We start from the raw sequence: 20,860 nt of genomic DNA, 5'->3' as shown, positions 1-20,860 counted from the left end.
ATCTGTTTCGCACGCCCGGCAAACAGCTGGGATTAGCAGCTGCATAACCAGCTAACAGAAGCACTTATACCCGAAATCCGACGAAGCTACCCCTACGGCAACACGGCGCGGCAATGCCCGTGTCGTATTATTCTGGCTTAAGGCAATTTTGTTGTAGTTCCGGGATACGGCTGCCCAACTGGCGGTGCTATCTGCTTGCCATCCTGATACCATTCCGACGGCAGGGGCTGCCCATTTGGGGTGAAGCGCTGCCATTGGCCAAACCAGAAAAAGTGGGCTCCTGTGGGTTCAGCACGGTAGCGGGCCCGCCCGCGCTTAGCTAGCTTCCCGTTGGGATGGTAGTAAGCCAGTGTAACAAGCCCGTAGGGACGCCGGTAAAACCGTTCCGTGTGCTCTAGCTGGCCGCTAGGGTTGTAATTGCGCCACAGGCCCACTGGAAGGCCGTGCCGGTAGCGTCCTCGGTTGGCCAAGTGCTTTTCCTCATTGTCGAAATACTCCCGCCAGGGCCCGTGCCGCTGCTCCCCGCCCCTATCATAGCGGTTACGTGACCAAAACCCTACTGGGCCGTGGTGCAGACTGGTGCAGGAACTGACCCCGAAGCCGGCTATCAGCAGCCCAAGTGGTGCGAACCACCTCACGCTATGGAGTAACAGGTAGGCGGCTATTCGCTTGCGGAAGTACATCGGAAGGGAAAAAATGATGACTTCCGAATATAAACTATTTTTTTAGTTGATCAAGAATTTCGTCCAGCAGCTCTCGGGAATTGCTTAGCCGCGGCACTTTGTGCTGGCCGCCCAGTTTGCCCCTACCTGCTAGCCACCGCTCAAACGTGCCCGCGGGGGCCACGGTCAGCTCGGGAGGGGTTAGCGCAAGGTTGCGGTGACGCTTGGCGTCATAGTCGGAGTTGAGCTGGCGCAGGGTGTGGTCGAGCACCTGCGCAAACTGTGCGGCATCGGCTGGGGGCTGGGTAAACTCCACTAGCCATTGGTGACTGCCGCGGGAAGCGCCATCCTGCGAGGAAAAGTAGATGGGCGCGGCCGTATAGTCGCGGACTGTGGTGCCGGTGGCCTGGCAGGCGGCGGCAATGGCGGCATCGGCGTTTTCTACTACTACTTCTTCCCCAAAGGCATTCAGAAAGTGCTTGGTTCGGCCGGAAATTCGGATGCGGTAGGGTGCCAGGCTCGTAAAGCGTACTGTGTCGCCGATTTTATAGCGCCACAAGCCCGCATTGGTACTGATGATGAGGGCGTAGGTTTTGCCCAGTTCCACGGCATCTAGGCCAATGGCTTGGGGCTTCTCTGCTTCCCACTGATCCGGGGGCAGAAACTCGTAGTAAATGCCGTGGTTGAGTAATAGCAGCAAGTCTTCGGAGTTGGGCTCGTCTTGGAGGGCTAGGTAGCCTTCGGAAGCGTTATAGATTTCCAGGTAGTGCATCTGCGGGCTCGGAATTAACTGCCGGAATAGCTCCCGGTAGGGCCCAAACGCTACTGCCCCGTGCAGAAACAGTCCTAGCTTCGGCCACACCTCCAGAATGGAACTGGCACCGGCCATTTCCGTCACGCGGCGCAGGAGCACAATCATCCAAGTGGGCACACCGGCCAGCACGCGCACGTCAGCGTGCAGTATGTGGCGGGCAATGCGCTCAATCTTTTCCTCCCACTCATCTAGCAAAGCCAGCTCCAGGGGCGGCGTGCGCACGAACTCCGCCCAGGCCGGCAGGTTCTGCATGATAACGGCCGAGACGTCGCCTACCCGCGAGCCAGCCTCCGACGAGCGGAACGGATTGAGGCCGTGAGTACCACCGAGCGAAAGGGTTTTGCCGCCCAAAATATTCACCTCGGGGTAGTAAAGCGTAGCCAAGGCTGTCATGTCGCGGCCGGCGCGGTAGTGGCCCTCCTGCAACGACTCGCGGGTGACGGGAATGTACTTGCTGCGAGCGTTGGTGGTGCCGCTGCTCTTGGCAAACCACTGCACTACCCCGGGCCAGAGCACGTTGGCCTCGCCACGCAGCACCCGCTCAATTTCCGGGTACAGCTCTTCGTAGCTGCTAATGGGTACGCGCTGGGCAAACTCCCGGGCCGTCAGCCCTTCCCCAAAGCCGTAGCGCCGGCCCCATTCAGTAGCGCGCGCCGTGTGCAGCAACTCCTGCAACACCTGCTGCTGCACCTCGTGGGGGTACTGGCGGATGTGCTCCACTTGGGCCAGGCGTCGTTGAACGGCCCAGGTCAGAACGGTACTAATCACAGCGGGAGAATAGGTAAAAACATACGGTACTCGTGGGAAAGGGCTTGTCTCTACCCTTGCACGCCCCGGAAAGTTACCAGACTGCCACGAAATCTGTGGCGGAACCAGCGGAACCGAAAAAGGGCGAGGCACGGCCTCGCCCTTTCTGGCGGTGAAAGTAGCAGGGTTACTTCCTGCTTCGCCGGTTAAATCTTACGCTTCAGCTCGAAGTTCTTGCCCAGGTACACGCGACGCACCATTTCATCCTCGGCCAGCTCCTCCGCGGTGCCAGCTTTCAACAGCTTGCCTTCAAAGAGCAGGTAGGCGCGGTCCACGATGGCCAACGTTGAGTTAACGTCGTGGTCGGTGATGAGGATGCCGATGTTCTTGTGCTTGAGCCGGGCCACAATGCTCTGAATTTCCTCGGTGGCAATGGGGTCAACACCGGCGAAGGGCTCATCCAGGAGCACAAACTTAGGGTCCACGGCTAGGGCGCGGGCAATTTCTGTGCGGCGCCGCTCGCCCCCGCTCAGCACCCGGCCCAGATTTTTACGCACGTGGGTGAGGCTGAACTCATTGAGCAGTTCCTCCACTTTGTCGCGCTGGGCCTGCTTGGGCATGTTGGTCATTTCCAGCACCGACAGCACGTTTTCCTCCACGCTCAAATCCCGAAAAACGGAGGCCTCCTGGGCCAGGTAGCCTACCCCCAGCCGCGCCCGCTGGTAAATGGGCATTTTGGTAATCTCCTGCTCATCCAGGAACACGCGGCCAGCATCGGGCTTCACCATGCCTACCGTCATGTAGAAGGAGGTAGTTTTGCCGGCCCCGTTCGGGCCCAGCAGCCCCACAATCTCGCCCTGCTCCACGTGCAGCGACATGTCGTTCACCACCGTGCGCGACTTGTATTTCTTGACCAGGTGTTCAGCTCGCAGAATCATGGGATAAAGGTACGCAGGGTGGCAAGTATTGGCTACAGGCTGGAGGCAAGTAGGAGCTTATGGCCCTACCCCTTTAGTAGGGCATCTTGCAAGGCCTGCTGGGCGGGAGTTGGGGTTGGCACGGCTTCTACCAGGTTCTTCACTTCTACCTCAAACTCACGAGGGGTAGCTTGGCGCTCTTGTTCGGGGCCGGTGGCGCCGTCGCGGAACTTCACGCGCACGGGGTCGGCGGTTTTGGGCTCCACCAGGGGGCGCAGCAGCTTCTCGGCGTTCTGCATGGTCACGGCCTGTCCGTTCACGGCCACAATCACGTCGCCTTCTTTCAGCCCGAAAGCGTTTTCGTCGGTCTTGGTTTTCACGGCCCGGAACTGGTCTTTGCCCTGGTCGTAACCGAAGCCTAGGTTGCCAAAGGCTTTCACGCGGGTTTGGCCCACCGGCGCGTACACCCACCCGATTTTACCGAAGTATTCGGCCAGGGGTAGCGGTTCCTTGCCTACCACATAGCGGTCGAAGAAAGGCCGAAGCTCGGGGCTGGTCAGGGCCACGATTTCAGGAATAAGCTGGTTGTCTTCGAAGGAGCGGGTAGGGCCGTACTTCTCGCGCAAGGCCAGCAGCACGTCGCGCAGGGTTTGGCGGCCCTGGCTCAGCTCCCGAATGCGAATATCGAGCAGCAGCCCAAGCAGGGCCCCTTTTTCGTACACGTTCGGGTACATATCCTTGTAAGGAGCCTCCAGAATCCGCCGGCTCATTTCCGTGAACGACACATTCTCGAACTTGCTGGCGTTGTCAATTTTGGTTTTCATTCGTTCCCGAAACTCCACGGGGGTAATCAGGCCGCCACGCACCTGCACCAGCTGCGAAACGTACTCCGTAACGCCCTCATACAGCCACAAATGCTGCGACATTTTGGGGTCACGAAAGTCAAACTCCCCAATTTCGCGGCTGTGGATGTTGAGCGGGGCCAGCATGTGCAAGAACTCGTGCGAGGCCACCTCCAGCACCATGCTGCGCAGGCGGTCCGGGTCGGGCATTTCGGGCAGGAAGTACAGGGAGGAGTAGCTGTGTTCCATGGCCCCGTAGCCGCCGTTTTTGCTGTTTAGCGGGGAGTTCAGGCCCGGAAAATAGAACAGAAACTGGTACTTCGGTACGGGCATTTTACCGAAGAACTTGGTGAGGGCCTCCGACATGGGCCGCAGCATCTGGCTAACTTCCGCAGCCTTTACTACGCCCGTTTCCGAAAGTATCGCCACCGAGATGCGCGCCCCGCCGGTGCTGAAACTGGCCGTATCGGGCTTGGCGTACAGGATAGGGCCGTCGGCCAGGGTTACATAGTTGGGGGCCGTAAACACGTCCTTGGTAGCCGATTCGCGTCGCACATCAAGGGCAGTGGCCCCGTAGAGAGCTGCGGGTTTCAGGACGCTCACCTGGTAGGGCTCCATTTTGTAGCCTTCAAGGTAGCCGTAGAAGCCGTAGTGGTTGATGGTGAAGTTGCGGCCAGCCTCAATGTTGGTGCCGCCGGGCTGGAAAATGAACGAGTCGTCCTGTTTAGCATCCCAGGTATCGTCCACGAGGTATTCCAGGCGGGCTAGCTTTTTGGCGTCGTCAATCAGGAACAGGTTGGGGCCGCTGTTGCGTGTCTTCAAGCGCTTGCCCTGCTTGTCGAAGGCCTTAAAATCGGTTACGAAGCGGCCGTAGTCCTTCTTGGAGTACGAGCCTGGCACTACCGACGGGATGACGTAGGTAGCCTGCTGCTCCTTAATAGCGGGCGTGTTGATTACGACCCGCACCCGGTCGTTCTGAACGTTCTGAAGGTCGAGATTAATTTGATAACCAATGGGCTGCTGGGCAGCGGCTCGGCCAAGAGTGACCAGAGCGAGCCCGAGCGCCAGATAAATCGTTTTCATGGCAGATACATCAGGATGGAAGGCGACTAACGCCCGCACGAAGGTACGCATTGCGGTTCAGGCGTAATTTCGCGGCCACGCCGGTAGGGGGGAAGTAATGTGTGCTTACCACGCCGTGCAGCTTACGTTGGCAACACTTGGGGCGCCGCCTGCCTTCTACCCCTGCCCGCGTCAAACCCGGAAACCTGCTCTCATGCGCTACCTCAAACACTATAGCCGCTACGTGCTGGCGTTGCTTTTCTTCGGGGCTGGCGTTTTGCACTTTCTCTCTCCCGGCCCGTTCATGCGCATTGTGCCGCCCTACCTACCCGCTCCCCTCCTACTGGTGTACCTAAGCGGGGCCGCAGAAATAGCCGGCGGACTTGGGTTGTTGCTACCTGCCACCCGCCGCCTAGCTGGCTGGGGCTTAGTGCTGCTGCTGGTAGCGGTGTTTCCGGCCAATGTGTACATGCTACAAACTCACGGCGCTGGGCTGGCCGTGCCGCTGTGGGCGTTGTGGCTGCGCCTACCCCTGCAACTCGTGCTGATAGTCTGGGTGTGGAAGGTGAAACAGTGAATGAGTGAGGTAGCGGTGTCATGGCGAGACTGAGCCGAAGCCATCCTTCCTGCTCAACCTACTACTCCCAGCGAATATCCTTTATCCGCAGCTGCAGGTTTTTCGCGCCCCGGAACTCGTTCATTTCCACGGTGTAGCAGACGCTAAATGGCTGGCCCTGCCGGATTTGTTCGTGGTACTCGCCGAGGCCGAATCCAATGGCGTCTACAGCGTGGCGGCCATCTTGGGTAAGGGTGAGCTTCAGGTGGGAGTTACCCACAATACGTGCCGAATCGGGGGTAGCGTACACCTTTTCGGAGGCAAATACCGGGTTGGGGTTGCCGGGGCCGAAAGGCTCCATCTGGCTTAGCAGTCGGAAAAAGGATGGCGTGATGTCCGTGAGCTGCAGCACATGGTCAATTTCCACGGGCGGAATCAGTTGCTCCGGTAGAATGCGGCCGGCCACAATGCGCTCAAACTTTTCGCGGAAGGCGGGCACATTCTCTACGGGCAGCGTGAGGCCGGCGGCGTACATGTGCCCCCCAAACTGGTCCAGCAGCTCGGCGCATTCCTCAATGGCTTGGTGTACGTCAAACCCCACCACGGAGCGGGCTGAGCCGGTAGCCTTGCCGTTGCTTTCGGTGAGAATAATAGTGGGCCGGTAGTACTTATCGAGGCAGCGCGAGGCCACAATGCCTACTACGCCCTTGTGCCAATCTTGCTTGAAGAGGACGGTGGAGCTGGCCGTGCGCAGCAACGCATCCTGCTCAATCATTTCCAGAGCCTCCTTCGTAATACTGGTGTCGAAGCCGCGGCGCTCCTGGTTGGTCTTGTCAACGACTCCGGCTTTTTCCTTGGCTTCGTCGGTGCTCTGGGCTAGGAGCATGGCCACGGAGCGCTTGGCATCACCCATGCGGCCGGCGGCATTGATGCGCGGCGCAAAGCCAAATACCAGGCTGCTGATGTTAAGCTCGGTTGTCTGTAGTCCTGCCAGTTCCCGTAGCGCGCCCAGGCCCGGGCGCTGAGGGCGCTGCCGGTCGTTGATGAGGCGCAGACCGTGATACGCTAGCGTGCGGTTTTCACCGTAAATGGGCACGATATCAGCGGCAATACTAACGGCTACTAGGTCCAGCAGCTCGTACAGGTCATCCTCAGGCCAGCCCTGGTGCTGGGTAAAGGCTTGCATCAGCTTAAAGCCTACCCCACACCCCGACAGTTCTTTGAAGGGGTAGGCGCAGTCGGCGCGCTTGGGGTCCAGCACGGCCACGGCCGCCGGTAGTTCAGTACCGGGCAAGTGGTGGTCACAGATGATAAAGTCAATACCACGCTGGTTGGCGTAGGCGATTTTGTCCACGGCCTTCACCCCGCAGTCGAGGGCAATAATCAGCTCGTAGCCAAAATTAGCCGCAAAATCGATGCCCGCCTCCGACACCCCGTAGCCTTCCTTATAGCGGTCTGGAATGTAGTAGTCCACCCGCTCAGGCCCGAAGTATTGCCGCAGGTAGCTGTACACTAGGGCCACGGAGGTCGTCCCATCCACGTCATAGTCGCCAAACACCAGTACCCGCTGGCCCAAGTGCAGGGCCTGCACCAGGCGCTCCACGGCGCGGTCCATGTCCCGCATGAGCAAGGGGTCGGGCAAGGAATCCAGACTGGGGCGAAAGTACGCGCGGGCCTCCTCGAAGCTGCAGACGTGGCGCTGGCACAGCAGAGAAATGATAGCCTCGTTGACGCGCAGGGCGTCGGCCAAATGCCGGACTTTTTCAGCGTCGGGCGCGGGCTTGCGAATCCATCGTTTTTCCATACTTATGCCAGGGGCCACCGGGGGCTATATGTTCAAAAGTACAAAGAAAAATGGCGCCTCCTGCTGCCCCTGTGGCCCAGCGGGAGCTAATATTTCCGGGCTTACCATACCGCCCAGAAGCCACCCAGCTGCATAACCCGCAAACATTCAGATACTATCATTTCATTGGTTGATCTTCACGGGCAACCACCAGAAATACCCCTTAAGCGGCTACTTACAGTGTATTAGTTTATCTTGCTTTACCTTTTATTAACGCACACTATATATAAAGCTTCAACCTTTGCTAATTACTCCAAACCTTTTGCTTTACATATTTTTTATGTTTAAATATGTGAAGCAATCAAACTATCTGCCTTGATTGCTCTAAAACGGCCCATACATGCGTCATTCCGAGGGGAGCGAAAAATCTGGCTTGCCTGTAAGAGGCTAACTCAGATTTTCCGCTCCCCTCGGAATGACACGCAGGCTTTTTCAAGCAAGCTCAATTAACTACATCACCTCGGAGCTTGCGGAACCGCTTGCGCGCTTCGGCTACGTAAATGCTACCGGGGTATTTTACTAGCACTTGGTTGTAGAGCTGCTGAGCCTTGCTTACATCGCGCAGGTTCTCCTCCTGAATGCTGGCGGCTAGGAACAGGGCATCATCACTGAGCACGTCATACTTGGGGTTAGCTGTAATGCTTTCCAAGGCCGTAAGGGCCCCATTATAGTCGCCGGTGCGGCGCAGTAGCTGGGCTTTCAGGAGCCAGGCTTCATCCTGCAGGGCGTGGCCGGGGTATTTCTGAAGTAGGCCGTCGAGGCCCCGTAGCGCCTCCGGAATCTTGTTCTGAAATACGAGCTGCTCCACTACCGCGTAGTCGCGCAGGGCCACGCCAGCGGTATCCATGGCCGTATTGTCGGTGATGAGCAGGCTGAGCTGCATAGCATCGTTGGCAATTTCGCGGCTGGTGGCTTGCTTGAGAATGTCCAGGTGACTTTGCGCCAGCTTAAAGTCGCCGGCGAAATAGCTCAGGCGCGCGTTGCGCAGCTTGGCATCGTAGCCCAGCGGGGTGTCTTTGTGCGACTTCTCTACCTGTGAATACAGTAGGGTAGCTTCCCAGGGCTCAGCCCGCAGCAGGAAGATATCCGCTAGGTCAATCTTCGCCTGATCTACTACGTCGAGGCTGGCACGAGGCATTCCAATTACCTCATTCAGGAGTTTGATGGCACTTTCTTTTTCATCGAGCTGGAAGGCCAGCAGGGAAGCCATGCTGCGCAGCACCGGCGCCGTTTCTGGGGTGCGCCCCAGGTCCTGTAGTACCTGCTGGTAGTCCTGGAGTAGGCTGCGCAACTGGGCTACGTTTACGGGGTAGGTAGTTCGCACTTGGTCCTCACGGGTTTGCACGAGGCGCTGCCGGGCCAGGGCGTAGTAGGGCCGGCCCCGGTACTCCCGCACCACATAGTCGTAGCCCTGAATGGCGCTTTCGTAATCCTTATTGCGGCGGGCAATTTCGGCCACTTCCAGCACCCGCTGCCCGTCGGTACGGCCGCGGCGGTCCAGGGCCTTGGCTTGCACCAGGGCACCAGTAAAGTCGCGGCGCTGCACCTGCAGCCACAGCAGCAACTCACTATACACGCCTCGCTCTGGATTTTTCTGCACCATGCTCAGCAGCTCCTTTTCCAGGGCCGCGAAGTCTTTATCATCCTGCAGGCTGTTCTGGAGCATGTTGCGCACGAAGGGTAGCTGCTGCTCATTATCCTGCACCAGACGCAGGGTTTCGCCCATCAGTTTATCGGTTTGGCCGCTTTGGGTGTAGAGCTGAATGAGCTGGGGCGCAAATTCCGTTTCGTTTTTCGCTAGCTCCCGCCCTCGTAAATACACGCGGGCGGCCCAATCGGGTAGGGCTGCTTTCTGGAATTCCGTCGCTACGGGGGCTACCTGTGCACTGGTCAGCTGACTTACGACCCGCTCCCACTGCTTCTGGGCCGCGGGCTGGTCGCCGGACTTGGCGTATACCTGGCCCAGCGTCACGCCCAGGGTAAGGTCGTCGGGGCGCTGCCGTTGGGCCCGCTTCACCAGCTTTTCGGCGTCTTTGTCGCGCTTCAGGGCCTGGAGGGCGGCCAGGTAGTCGGGCAGGATATTCGGTGAGGTCTGCTCGTCGGTACGCAGGCGGCCAAACAGATAAGCGGCTTTTTCGTGCTCCCCCGTGCGCTCATACTCACGGGCCAGCTGCACCGCATTGTCTTCCGCTTGTTGAGCTACGGCTGGCCCAGCCAGCAGCAATAGCCCCGCCAGCGTACTTTTTCTTAAACCCGAACGCAACGACTTCTTCATAAGCGCATAACGAAAAGAACAGCCCCGGAGTGCCGGATAGTGAAACGGTGAAACAGTGAAATAGTAAATGGGTGATTGAGGTGGGAAGAAAGCACTTCATCCTGACAAGGGAAGGGCTCTTTCCCACTGGAGCGAATCGTTGTGACGAGGTCGTGCTGACGTGACAAGGGCCTTCGGCTGCCGCCTCCCGATGACGTGCTACTACCTCACTCAATCACTCATTTACTCGTTCACTTCTTCACAATGACATGAAAAGCAAAAGGGCCGCACCCTAAGGTACGGCCCTTTTGCTTGTGCTAGACAGCGCGCGGCTTAGAAGAATTTCGTGCGGTTGTCCTTGATGTTGGCGTGCTGCTTGATGGCTTCGTAGGTGAGGCCATCGGTGCGGGCCGTGCGCTGGGCCGTCAGTTGCTGGCGTACCGCTTTCACGTCGGTAGCAGCCGGGGCGGGCTGTACGCTCACTGGCTCCACAATCAGGACGCCCTGCTCTCCGGCAAAGGGAGCCGACTTCTGACCGGGCTTCAGGCCGAAGGCTTTACCCACGGCTACGGGCTCGTTGCCAAGGCCGGGAATCAGGCCCTGGCCCAGTACTACCCCTTCCGCCGTTTTCACCTGCGCGCCGTTGCCGTAGGCCTGGGCAATCTGCTCCAGCGTGCCTTTCGAGGCGTTCAGCTTCTTCATGATTTGCTCGGCTTTCAACTCGTTGCGCACCAAGGCCATAATTTCCGGCTTCACGCTGGCTACGTCGGCGGTGCCTTTGGTCCGCTCGCCGGTCAGGACGGCAATAACGTACTGGTCACCGATTTCAAACACCTCCGATACGTCACCTACTTGGGTAGGCTCACCCTCAGGGTTTACACCGTAGGCCCAGCGCACCAACTGGCGGGCGCCCTGAAGGTTGTTTACGGCCTGGTCGCCGCGGCCGAGGCCCTTAGCTTCCACTTTCTGTAGGCTCTTATCCTTGGCTACAGCCGCGCGGAATGTTTCCAGGCTGGTGGCTTCGCCTTTCAGGGCCTGTGCCTTCTGGTAGGCAGCGTCGCGGGTAGCGTCGGTGGGCTGGATGCTTTTCTGCACCGTAGCAACCTGGTAGGTTTGCGTGGTTTTCGGAGCCGTGATGTTGATGATGTGGTAGCCAAACGAGGTCTTTACCGGGGCGGGTAACAAACCAGCGGAGGTGGCTCCGAATACGGCCTTCTCGAACTCAGGAACCATGCGGCCCTGCTGGAACCAGCCCAAGTCACCGCCGGTAGCGGTGGTGCCGTCGGTGCCGTACTGGCGCGCCATGGCGGCGAAATCAGCGCCGGCTTTGATCTTGTTCAGCACTTCCGTGGCCTTGGCTTTAGCAGCGGCATCGGCCTCGGGCGTGGTGCCCTCGGGCTTGATGAGAATGTGGCTGGCTCGGGCCGCGGCCTGGGCACCGGCTTTCTGACCCGATACTTTATAGAGCGAGTAGGTGCCGTTTTCGGCGTAAGGACCGTACACTTTGCCTACCTGCAGGGGCAGTTGGGCGCGCAGCTTCTCGGGCATATCGGCCGGCGAGAGGAAGGCAGGGCTGGTGGGCTGGTCGGAGTTAAGCTTCACAAAAGCGGAGTCAACCGGAGCCGAAGCAAACTGGGTAGCCAGCTCGTCCACGGTCTTGCGCACGGTAGCGCTGTCTTCGGCGGAGGCCGTTACCGGAATCGAAACGTACTCAATGGTGCGGCCATCTTCTACCTTGTAGCGGCCTTTGTTCTTGTCGAGATAAGCCTGCAGCTGCTCGTCGCTTACTTTCACGCTTGAATCAGAGAGGGCGAAGTACGGTACCATCAGGTAGCGGACGGTAGCACGCGTGTTCTGGCCCTGGTCGAAACGCTTGGCTTCGGCCGAGGTTACGTAAGTGCTCAGCTTCAGCAAGTTGTTATACTTGGCAGCCATGCGCTCCGGGCCCAAGTTGACTTCGAAGTTGCGGAACGCATCCTGCGCCTGGGGCGGCAGCTTGTCGAGGTTGCGCAGGTACTCAATCACCTTGGTGCGGTCGAACTGGCCGGTAGCCGGATCGGTGAAGGCCTGCCGGATGCTGGGGTGCACGTTGTTGCCCTGCACCATGTCGGTGAGTTCTTCATCCGACACTTTCAGCCCCAGCTTATCGAACTCCTGCTGAAAAGCAATGCGGAAAATAGTCTGGTTCCAGGCCTGGTCGCGCAGGTAGCCCATGGCTTGCTCGTCGGGCTGGCGCTGCTGTTGCTGAATGAAAGCCTGCTTGGCCTGCTCCAGCGTAGCATTGAACTGGTCATACTCCACCTTCTCACCGGCTATTTCGCCGACCGTCAGATCATTCTTCCCGAAGATGCTGCTGCGGCCATACAGGAAGTCGCCCCCCAGCATGAAGAGCAGCAGGCCGATGATGATGGCCCCGACTGCCCAGCCCGATTTTTCTCGAATCGTGTTAATTAATGCCATTTACTTGAAAAAAGCGCAGGTAGAAAAGTGGAATGAGGTGCAAAATAACCAAAAAAGATGGTCAATAGATAATGAAAGTCCCCTAGGTCAGCTAGATAACCTGGTGGTGAAAGTCAGAAGGCCATAAAAAGCAAAAAAGCCCTCCCGTAAATCACAGGAAAAGGCTTTTTTGATTGAATAATACTGCCCAGCCGACACCTTGCTTTCGGGACAAGTCACTACTAGGCAGCTACGGCAGGACTTGGCACCTAGCGCTTGTTTTTCGGTTGCTTTTTGGCGGGCTTTCGGGTGGCAGCCTCAGCCGTTTTGCGCGCTGCCTCAGCTTCGGCGGCCGCAACTTTGTCGCGCTGGCGCAGGTAGCGCAGCCCAATTACTAACCCGAAGGAAAGCATGAACAGCCAGTAGTTCTGGTACAGGCCCTCCATGTTGCCCACTACCAGCGTTTGGTAGACGGCAATGACAAAGGTCATAACGGCCAGGACGAGTAAAATGGTGCGGCTGATGCCAGGGTCCCAGAAGCGTTTCATGCGGTACTTAGCGGATAGCGGCCGGAGCGGCTGCGGGCGCGTTTTTGAGAGTGAAAATACCCGTGGGATTCAGGATGTCGTAGCGCGAGAAGTCCTGGTTGGCCGTAAGCCCTCGGCCCGTCAGCACTTCCGTGGGGGTAGTTACCCGAATTTCCGTTTGCTCTTTGGTGTAGATGAGGGCCTTGGTTTGGTCGAAAAAGGCTTCCTCCGTGTTCATGCTCTGCTGCTGGGGCACGTTGGTTACGCGCACGTTGCCGCGCAGGGTGTAGAGGTTCGTGTTCTTCTCGTACAGCCCGTAATTGCCCACAATAGTGTTAACCACCGTTTGGCCGTCCTCATCCAGAAAAGTAATCTTCACCCCTTTCGGGTAGAGTTGGTTGCTGTTCTCGAAGTCTTGCCGCAATGGGGCCGTCAGCCGGATGCGCAGCTTGGCCGAGTCGCTCACAATCATGAGTAGGTTCTCGGTTTCCATGATGGGCCCGGTGTAGGTAGTTTTCTTAGCAACTACCTCATCTGCCTGCTTGCGGCAGCCCACTAGCGTACCCGCCAGCAGCAGCCCCATCAGTAAAGAACGACAATGGCCCAGCTTCATGGCAGCCTTATTCGATACGACGCTTAATGAACCAGCGGTTATTGAGCGTTACGCCCAACTGCATCCGCACGTAGTCTTCCTTTACGTTGCGCTCCAAGGAGCCATCGGCGAGTTGCCGCACGTCGGTATTGCCCCGCTGCCCGTACATGAACGCCAGGCTGATGGTCGTGGCATCCAGAGGGGTAGCAGTGGGCAAGGGGAAGGCAAAGCCCCAGCTAACGGAACGGTCGTAGAGAGCTTTGCCGCCCGGCCGGTAGGGCATTTGCGCTAGGCTCAGGCCGGCCCGGTACGTTACCCGCTTGAAGTAGCTGTCGACGGACGCGGCATCGGGAGTAAGCTCCCCGCCCAGAGCTACGCGGTAGGTGTCGCTGAGCGGAATGCCCGAGGAGCCGCCCTGCTCGTCAAAGGCCCGGAACTGAGACCATTCTTGGCGAGTGCCTTCCAGGCTGGCACTCCAGCTCCGGTTGTTGTCGAGGCTGATGCCAACCTGGCTGAGGGCGGGCACCTGAGCTTTGCCGGGAGCATCCGTCTCGATGGCCGTGGTGGAGGACTGAATCCCCTGAAAGTCCTGCCGGATCAGGCTTAGACTCCGGTCCCCGTTCAGGTTCGACCGGAAGCTATGCGTACCACCAATGTTGTAGTTCAGCTTGTCGGTAAACTTGCCCCGGTAGTGCAGCCCGGCCCGAAACGTGAAGTCAGAATAGTAAATATGCTGCTGGTAGATGTCCTTGCTGGACAGCTCCACCGGAATGGTTGCGGTGCCAATGCGGGTACCGGCCTCCTGATCAATGCTGCCGAAGACGTAGCCAACAGACACACCAGCCGTCAGACCAGTTGCCAGCCGCACGCCGTGGCTCATGTAAGCCTCGGCCAGCCCGCCACTGCCCTTGTACTGCTTTTCTACCTGAGCCGTGAGGTCGCCAACGACGCTGTTATCGAGGGTCGTTGATTCGTAATCAACTGTGCTGTAGGGCTTCAGGCCAATGGCCCCGGCCCAGCGCCGGTTGATGGGCACGGCCAAGGCCAGGTAGCCCAGGTTAGCGGAACCCGTGCGCTGGCGGCTAACCGTGTTGCGCAGCGTTTTGAACTGCCCGGTGTAACCAGCCTCGAAGGTTGTCCGGGCCGTGTAGTACAGCAGCGCCGGATTAATCTCGTTGACGTTGATGCTGTTGGGAGCCGCTACCCCAATACCGCCCATGCCCATTTGCCGCACCCCGCCCGCGTTCAGGCTGGCGTCGCCCAGGCCCAGGCGCGAGTAAGGCGAGTTACCGAGGCCCTGGCCCAATACGGCCGGCGCAGCCACCAGCAAGCCCAGCAGCGAAAGACCACCGGCCAGGCCGGTGAAGTTAGGTTGAGACATGGTGTACTAAAATTCGGTGGAGCCCAATCAGCACGAGCTCCGGAACAACAAAGATAGGCCCTTTCAACCGGGTGCGGAAAAAAGCGGCATCCCCACCGGCCAATATCACGGCCAGCTGCGGAAACTGCGCGGCGTATTCGGCCAGCAGCCCCTGTACTTCCGCCACCGCCCCATTCACTACCCCACTCCGGATAGCCGACTCCGTGTCAACTCCGGTCAGGGGAACGGTGGCCGTGGCCTCGGGTAGGTTGGCTACCAACGGTAGGCGGCCGGTAAACGTATGCAGGGCCTGAAAGCGCATAGCCACTCCCGGAGCAATGCTACCACCCCGAAAAGTGTGCCCGCCTTCTACTAGGTCGCACTTAATAGCTGTGCCCGCGTCCACTATCACCACATCCCGACCCGGTAGCAGCCAGGCGGCTCCCACGGCCGCTGCCAAACGGTCGGCACCCAGCGTGTGTGGAGTGGCATACCCGTTGCGAATGGGTAAGGTGGTAGTAGCCGGCACAAATTCCAGCACCTTACCCGTCACCAGCGCCCGGAGTTCAGCGGCCCACTGCGCTGTAGGCTCCGCCACGGAAGCGACTACCGCGTGTTCTGGACGCAGCCGAGCCACAGCCGCTCGGACCTGATCAGGGTTCTGCCCCGTAGCCGATTCCACCAATATATCAGCTTCAAAGCAGCCGTATTTAACCGCCGTGTTGCCAATATCAAGGGAAAGCGTGCGCACTGATCAGATAAGAATAAGATGGTGGGCTAGTGCAATGGTGAACTGGTAATGGTTGACGTTTCAGCGGCGCAGACTGCGCCAGTAGCGCGGGCTAGGCCACTATACTATCCAACTTACCAGTTCACCATCATTCACTTCACCACTAAGAGCCGGCAGCCAGGCTGACGGTTGCGTGCTTACATGAAATACTTGAGACGAATTACTTCCTTCTCGTTGAGGAAGCGCCACTTGCCGCGGGGCAGGTCCTTCTTCGTCAGACCAGCGTACTGCACTCGGTCCAAGGTTACTACGTCGTAGCCCAAGTGTTCAAAGATGCGGCGTACAATGCGGTTGCGACCAATGTGGATTTCCACGCCCACAAAGTGCGGGTTGCCAGCCACTACAGCTACGTCATCTACCTCGGCTTTGCCGTCTTCCAGCTCCAGGCCTTCCGCAATCTGCCGCAGGTGCTCTTCCGTTAGGGGCTTGTCCAGCTCCACTTGGTAGATTTTTTTGTTGCGGTGGGAAGGGTGCGAGAGTTTCTGAGCTACTTCCCCATCGTTGGTGAAGAGCAGCAGGCCCGTGGTGTTCCGGTCGAGGCGGCCCACTGGGAACACCCGCTCCTTAGAGGCACCTTTTACCAACTCCATCACGGTGCGGCGGCCCTCTGGGTCATCCGTCGTCGTGATGTAGTCCTTGGGCTTGTTCAGCAACACATACACCAGCTTCTCGCGGTTCAGGTTGGTTTTGCCATACTGTACCGTGTCGGAGGGCTGCACTTTGTAGCCCATTTCGGTAACTACTTGCCCGTTAACTTTGATTTCACCAGCGGCAATCAGGGAGTCAGCTTCGCGGCGCGAGCAGATGCCGGCGTTGGCGATGTAGCGGTTCAACCGCACCTCATCCGCCCCCAGGTCATCTTCCTCCCGCCGGCGCTTGTTGCCCCGAGATTTATCCTCTTCGTAAAACTTCAGGTTCTTGTAATCCGGCGCCTGGCCTTCTACTTCCCCAAACTTGCGCTTGCCGGCCTGGTTGGGGTTTGGCGTTTGCGCGCCACGTCCAACGAACTCGTCGTGAGCCCGCTTGGGGCGCTCCTCGCGCGGCTGGCGGAAGCCTTCCGAGCGCTCGGCGCCAAAGGAACGGCCTTCGCGTTTGTCGCCGTTGAAGCTGCCGGGGCGGGCCGTGCGCTTCTCACCGAAGCTGCCGCCACCAAAGCCACCTTCCCGACGAGCGGGCCGGTCGTTGCCAAAGTCGTTGTCGCGGCGGGCGGGCCGCTCACTGCGGCGGTCATTACCACCGCGGTTCTCTCCTCTGCTCTCGCTGCGGTCAGCGGGTAGGTCTTCGGGCCGGCCGCGATAATCGAAGGGCCGGGCCGCCCGTACTTCCCGCTCACCACCAAAGCCAGTGCCGCGGTCCGCGTCGGGGCGAGATTCCCTTGGCCGGAAGTTCTCAGGCCGGGGTTGATCTTGTTCGTTGGGATTCTGCTTTACAAACCGACGGTTCCGCTCACCGGGCAGGCCGCGGGGCACCGTGGGTTTACCTTCCTGGCTATACGGCTGGCCGCCCCAGGATTTCTTGGGCTCGAAGGGCCGCACCGGACGCTCGTCCCGGCGCTCCTCGCCCCCAAAGCCACCGGGCCGGCGGTTGTCACCTTCGAAGCGACGATTGTTGCCGCCAAAGTCGCGGCTGCCACTGCGCTGCCCAAATCCGCCGGGCCGGCCTTCACCGCCGCGGTTGAAGCCACCGCTATTTCCAAATTTCTTCGGACCACCGGCATTGCTGGTTCCAAACTTTTTGGGTCCTGTGAAGCTACCCTCAGCCGGCCGGCCGAAGGAAGGGCGGTCGGAACCGCGCGCCTCGTCCCGCCCCCCAAAACGGGGGGTATCACCGGCACCTCGGTCGTCGCGGTTGCGGCCAGGCTGAGAAAATTTGCGGAAGCCCTCAGGGCCGTTGGAATTGCCGGTCGGGCGGCCAGTGGAGCGGCCACGGCGGCCGGGCGTATCGCCGGAGAAGTGTTTCTTGCCCATATGGAAGAAGCGTGCGTGCCGTATCGCTACGGTACAGTAAAAAATCAGGTTGAGTATGCAGAAAGCCAATAACCACTGGCCTCTGAAAACAGTGCCCGGACCAGCAACTCAGCTCCGCGTTAACGGATGCCGGTTACAAGTCCGGGCAACGGGTAGGCGGGCGGCGGAGTTAGTCGCGGCGAGCCATTTTGGCTTCAATAGAATGCTGCGTGTGCGGCACGGCGCGCAGGCGTTCCTTGGGAATTAGCTTGCCGGTACCAATGCAGACCCCGTAGGTGCCATTCTTGATGCGGATCAGCGCATTCTCGAGTTGCTGAATGAACTTCATCTGGCGCGAAGCCAGTTGGTTCAGGCTTTCTTTCTCAGCCGTATCAGCCCCGTCCTCCAGCACCTTCGATGAAGAAGCCGTGTTGTCGGTGCCCGTGTCGTTTTTACGGCTCAGGGTTTCCTTGATGAACGCCACTTCCTTGCGAGCCGCGGTGAGCTTATCCTGGATGATTTGCTCAAACTCCGCCAGTTCTTCCCTGGAATAGCGTAGGGGTTCTTCACTCATGTTGGTGCAGGGAGAGGTTAGTAAGAATGATGTGTAGCTAGATTGGCCGTTGCAGGAGCCACAGACTAGCAGTTACGCCCCAACAGCCGCCCGTACGAATAAGTTTACCTTCTCGCGTAGCGGCAATTGCTTGGCCTTCCTGCCTGCCCCGGAAGCATCCCGATGACCAAGCATATTCGGGCGCAAAGCTACGGTTTTGTCCGCTAATCAGCATGCTACCATACTGGCTGCCCACGTTCCCTTTATCCGCCTTCTTGTAAGCTTGGCGGTTGGCGGTGGCTAGAAGCCGAGCATGTGAATGGCCGCTACTGCTCCCTCCACTCCTTTGTTGCCGTGCTGCCCCCCGGCCCGGTCCCAGGCCTGCTCCAGCGTGTTGGTAGTTACCAAGCCGAAGATGACGGGCTTGTTGAACTTCAGGCCTACGTTGGTGATACCGCTGGCTACGGCGTGGCAGATGTAGTCGTCGTGCTTGGTCTCGCCCTTGATAACTACCCCCAGGCAAATTACGGCGTCAATTTCTTCGTGCTGGGCCAGCAACTGGGCGCCCAGGGTCAGCTCGAAGCTACCCGGCACAGTGTTGCGGAAAATATTCTCGGGTTTGGCTCCGTGCTTGATCAGCGTATCGTAAGCACCGCGGGCCAAGGTATCAGTGATTTCCCGGTTCCATTCGGCTACTACCAGCCCGAAGCGCTTTTCGGAAATGTCAATAAAATTATCGGAGGTGTAGTCGCTCAGGTTTTTTAGGGAGGTAGCCATGGGCCAGGAGTGCGGTTGAGGTAAAAGACGAATGGTAACAAAGGTACGACGCCTACCCTCTTCAACGCTCTTGGGTTGACTGGAAGCATTGCTACCCACCGAAAACAAAAAGGACGGGCTAGCCCGTCCTTTTTTATTACGCTTAATAACTATAGCTATTTACCAGCCAATGCCTCAGCGCGGGCCTTGTATTGCTTAGCCTCACTTGCTTCGGCTGCAGTAGGGTAGTCCGTCAGAATTTTGTCGTAGGCGGCAACTGCGCCGGCATTGTCCTTGGCCAGTTCCCGGGCCGTAGCTTCCTTTAGTAGGTAGCCCGGCGAGAACTGCTCATTGGCATTGTGGTTGGCCGCCTTATTGTAGAAGTCAGCGGCTTCCTTGGCCTGGTTCAACTCCAAGTGCGCGTCACCCAGCAGGGAGTAAGCCCGGGCCTGCACTAAATAGTCATCCGAGCTGAAATCTTCGAGGTAGTCGATGGCCTGCTTGTACTGGCCTTGCTTCAAGGCAGCAACCCCAGCGTAGAAGTTAGCCAGATTGCCAGCAGCCGTACCGCTGTACTCTGAGGCTACCCGCTCCAAGCCGAGGTTCTTGCCGTCACCTTTCATGGCTTTCTGCAAAGAGTCAGCTTCCCAGTAATTCACTGCCTGGAACAGGGCGGCCTGTCCTTTGGTGTCCTGGGAACCCCGCCACAGGTAATAACCGAAGCCACCAGCCACGGCCAGCACTACTAAGGCCAGCAAGCCCAGCAATACGTTTTTGTTGCGGCGCAGGAAGTCCTCTGATTCGGCCAAACGAACGGCCAGAGCATCGGGGTCTTCTAGCAGCGGGTGCTCCGGGTTGTATGCTTCCGCTGGCTGCAGCGGATCCGAGGACACGACGCGCTGCGGTTGCGGCTGGCGAGCCTGTTGGCTTTTACCTGTGAAAGGAATCTTTGACATGAGCGTTACTCAAAAAGGCGGCCTTATTAGAGCCTGATAAACTCCCGCGCTACTAGTCGCGGATGTAAGGGTAGTCCTGCTGCACGTACACATCCTTGTACAGCTCATCGGCCGTAGGATAGGGCGAGCTTTCCGCAAACTCCACCGACTCCTGCACCTGCGCCTTGATCTTCTCATCGATGGCGGTCAAGTCTTCCTCCGTGGCCATGTTATGGGTCAGGATGGTATGACGAACGGCTTCGATGGAGTCGCGGGAGCGGTAGTCTTCCAGCTCTTCCTTGGTGCGGTACTTGGCGGGGTCACTCATGGAGTGACCCTTGTAGCGGTAGGTTTTGAATTCGAGGAAGGTGGGGCCTTCGCCAGCGCGGGCACGCTCGGCAGCGCGGGCTACGGCGTTGTGCACGTCCTCTACATTCATGGCATTCACCGGCTCGGAGGGCATGTCGTAACCTTCGCCCAGGGTGTACAGCTCCGTCACGTTGGAGGTACGCTGCACCGAGGTACCCATGGCGTAGCCGTTGTTTTCTACTACGAAGATGACGGGCAGCTTCCAGAGCATGGCCATGTTGAAGGCTTCGTGCAAAGCTCCTTGGCGAACGGCACCATCGCCCATGTAGCAGATGCAGAGGTTGCCCGTCTTGTTGTACTTCTCGGCAAAGGCAATACCAGCTCCCAACGGAACCTGGCCACCCACGATGCCGTGGCCGCCAATGAAGTTTACTTCCTTGTCGAAGATGTGCATGGAACCACCTTTGCCTTTGGAGCAACCGGTAGCCTTGGCAAATAACTCGGCCATGATGGCGTTGGGCGAAGTACCCAGGGCCAGCGGGTGGGCGTGGTCACGGTAGGCGGTAATCCACTTGTCGTCCTTGGTTAGGGCCGACACGGCTCCGGCTACGCATGCTTCCTGCCCGATGTAGAGGTGGCAGAAACCTTTGATCTTTTGCTGACCGTAGAGCTGGCCGGCTTTCTCTTCAAACTTGCGCATGAGCTGCATTTGCTCATACCACTGCAGATAGGTCTCCTTCGGAAATTCCGGCTGGGCCGGAGTAGTTGCTTTAGGAGCGCCGGTAGCTGCTGCGGCCTCGCTATTTGCGGGGGGCAACACCGGATCGGGCTGCTTTACCGTATCGGTAGCAGCCTTGCCCTTGGGTGCAGCTTTCGGGGCCGACGATTTGTTCGTCGAATTGGAAGCCTTGGGGGCAGCCTTTACTTTCGTCTCCGCCATCTTGCTTTCGGTTGTT

The 20,860-nt window shown here is 58.7% G+C and carries 16 protein-coding genes; 1 reads left to right on the top strand and 15 read right to left on the bottom strand.

Annotated elements, in window-relative coordinates:
- Positions 1–717 precede the first annotated feature (717 nt).
- From MWH26_RS18230 to MWH26_RS18220, 3 genes are all read right to left on the bottom strand, one after another.
- Positions 718–2,244, bottom strand: a complete 1,527-nt coding sequence (locus MWH26_RS18230) for a GH3 auxin-responsive promoter family protein (RefSeq protein WP_247975396.1) — start codon at positions 2,242–2,244, stop codon at positions 718–720.
- Between the two features lie 185 nt (positions 2,245–2,429).
- A complete protein-coding gene (gene lptB / locus MWH26_RS18225) occupies positions 2,430–3,161 on the bottom strand; it encodes an LPS export ABC transporter ATP-binding protein (RefSeq protein WP_244694312.1) in 732 nt (243 codons plus the stop codon).
- 65 nt (positions 3,162–3,226) lie between these two features.
- Entirely contained in the window at positions 3,227–5,065 is a 1,839-nt protein-coding gene (locus tag MWH26_RS18220) for a M61 family metallopeptidase (RefSeq protein WP_247975395.1), read from the bottom strand.
- A 193-nt stretch (positions 5,066–5,258) separates the two neighbouring features.
- On the opposite strand from MWH26_RS18220, the gene MWH26_RS18215 reads away from it, so the two are divergent.
- Entirely contained in the window at positions 5,259–5,621 is a 363-nt protein-coding gene (locus tag MWH26_RS18215) for a DoxX family protein (protein WP_244694309.1), read from the top strand.
- Between the two features lie 61 nt (positions 5,622–5,682).
- Here MWH26_RS18215 and recJ read toward each other — a convergent pair whose 3' ends face one another.
- From recJ to pdhA, 12 genes are all read right to left on the bottom strand, one after another.
- Positions 5,683–7,404 carry a single-stranded-DNA-specific exonuclease RecJ gene (gene recJ / locus MWH26_RS18210; protein WP_247975394.1) on the bottom strand — a complete coding sequence of 574 codons (1,722 nt, stop codon included), beginning with the start codon at positions 7,402–7,404 and terminating at the stop codon, positions 5,683–5,685.
- Between the two features lie 481 nt (positions 7,405–7,885).
- Entirely contained in the window at positions 7,886–9,718 is a 1,833-nt protein-coding gene (locus MWH26_RS18205) for a tetratricopeptide repeat protein (RefSeq protein ID WP_247975393.1), read from the bottom strand.
- A gap of 312 nt (positions 9,719–10,030) precedes the next feature.
- On the bottom strand, positions 10,031–12,157 hold the full coding sequence (locus tag MWH26_RS18200) for a peptidylprolyl isomerase (protein ID WP_247975392.1): 2,127 nt from the start codon (positions 12,155–12,157) through the stop codon (positions 10,031–10,033).
- Between the two features lie 248 nt (positions 12,158–12,405).
- Positions 12,406–12,684, bottom strand: coding sequence for a hypothetical protein (locus tag MWH26_RS18195; protein WP_244694306.1), 279 nt, complete (start codon positions 12,682–12,684; stop codon positions 12,406–12,408).
- A gap of 7 nt (positions 12,685–12,691) precedes the next feature.
- Positions 12,692–13,246, bottom strand: coding sequence for an LPS export ABC transporter periplasmic protein LptC (gene lptC, locus MWH26_RS18190; RefSeq protein ID WP_247975391.1), 555 nt, complete (start codon positions 13,244–13,246; stop codon positions 12,692–12,694).
- 37 nt (positions 13,247–13,283) lie between these two features.
- The gene (bamG, locus tag MWH26_RS18185; RefSeq protein WP_247975390.1) at positions 13,284–14,636 is read right to left on the bottom strand and encodes a BamG family beta-barrel-assembly machinery protein; all 1,353 of its coding nucleotides are present in this window, start codon (positions 14,634–14,636) and stop codon (positions 13,284–13,286) included.
- A complete protein-coding gene (locus MWH26_RS18180; protein WP_247975389.1) occupies positions 14,623–15,366 on the bottom strand; it encodes a type III pantothenate kinase in 744 nt (247 codons plus the stop codon). The genes bamG and MWH26_RS18180 overlap by 14 nt, the downstream gene beginning before the upstream one ends.
- A gap of 176 nt (positions 15,367–15,542) precedes the next feature.
- On the bottom strand, positions 15,543–17,372 hold the full coding sequence (locus MWH26_RS18175) for a pseudouridine synthase (RefSeq protein WP_247975388.1): 1,830 nt from the start codon (positions 17,370–17,372) through the stop codon (positions 15,543–15,545).
- Positions 17,373–17,541: 169 nt separating this feature from the next.
- Positions 17,542–17,925 carry a TraR/DksA family transcriptional regulator gene (locus MWH26_RS18170; protein ID WP_188557257.1) on the bottom strand — a complete coding sequence of 128 codons (384 nt, stop codon included), beginning with the start codon at positions 17,923–17,925 and terminating at the stop codon, positions 17,542–17,544.
- Positions 17,926–18,204: 279 nt separating this feature from the next.
- Positions 18,205–18,681, bottom strand: coding sequence for a 6,7-dimethyl-8-ribityllumazine synthase (gene ribH / locus MWH26_RS18165; RefSeq protein ID WP_188557256.1), 477 nt, complete (start codon positions 18,679–18,681; stop codon positions 18,205–18,207).
- A gap of 155 nt (positions 18,682–18,836) precedes the next feature.
- Complete coding sequence (locus tag MWH26_RS18160) at positions 18,837–19,616, bottom strand: tetratricopeptide repeat protein (RefSeq protein WP_244694301.1); 780 nt, start codon at positions 19,614–19,616, stop codon at positions 18,837–18,839.
- Between the two features lie 52 nt (positions 19,617–19,668).
- Positions 19,669–20,844 carry a pyruvate dehydrogenase (acetyl-transferring) E1 component subunit alpha gene (gene pdhA, locus MWH26_RS18155; RefSeq protein ID WP_247975387.1) on the bottom strand — a complete coding sequence of 392 codons (1,176 nt, stop codon included), beginning with the start codon at positions 20,842–20,844 and terminating at the stop codon, positions 19,669–19,671.
- Positions 20,845–20,860: the final 16 nt, after the last annotated feature.

The organism is Hymenobacter sublimis, from assembly GCF_023101345.1.
Taxonomy (GTDB): Bacteria; Bacteroidota; Bacteroidia; order Cytophagales; family Hymenobacteraceae; genus Hymenobacter; species Hymenobacter sublimis.
The sequence above is the reverse complement of the archived record's forward strand: the minus strand, read 5'-3'. Positions and strand labels throughout refer to the sequence as shown.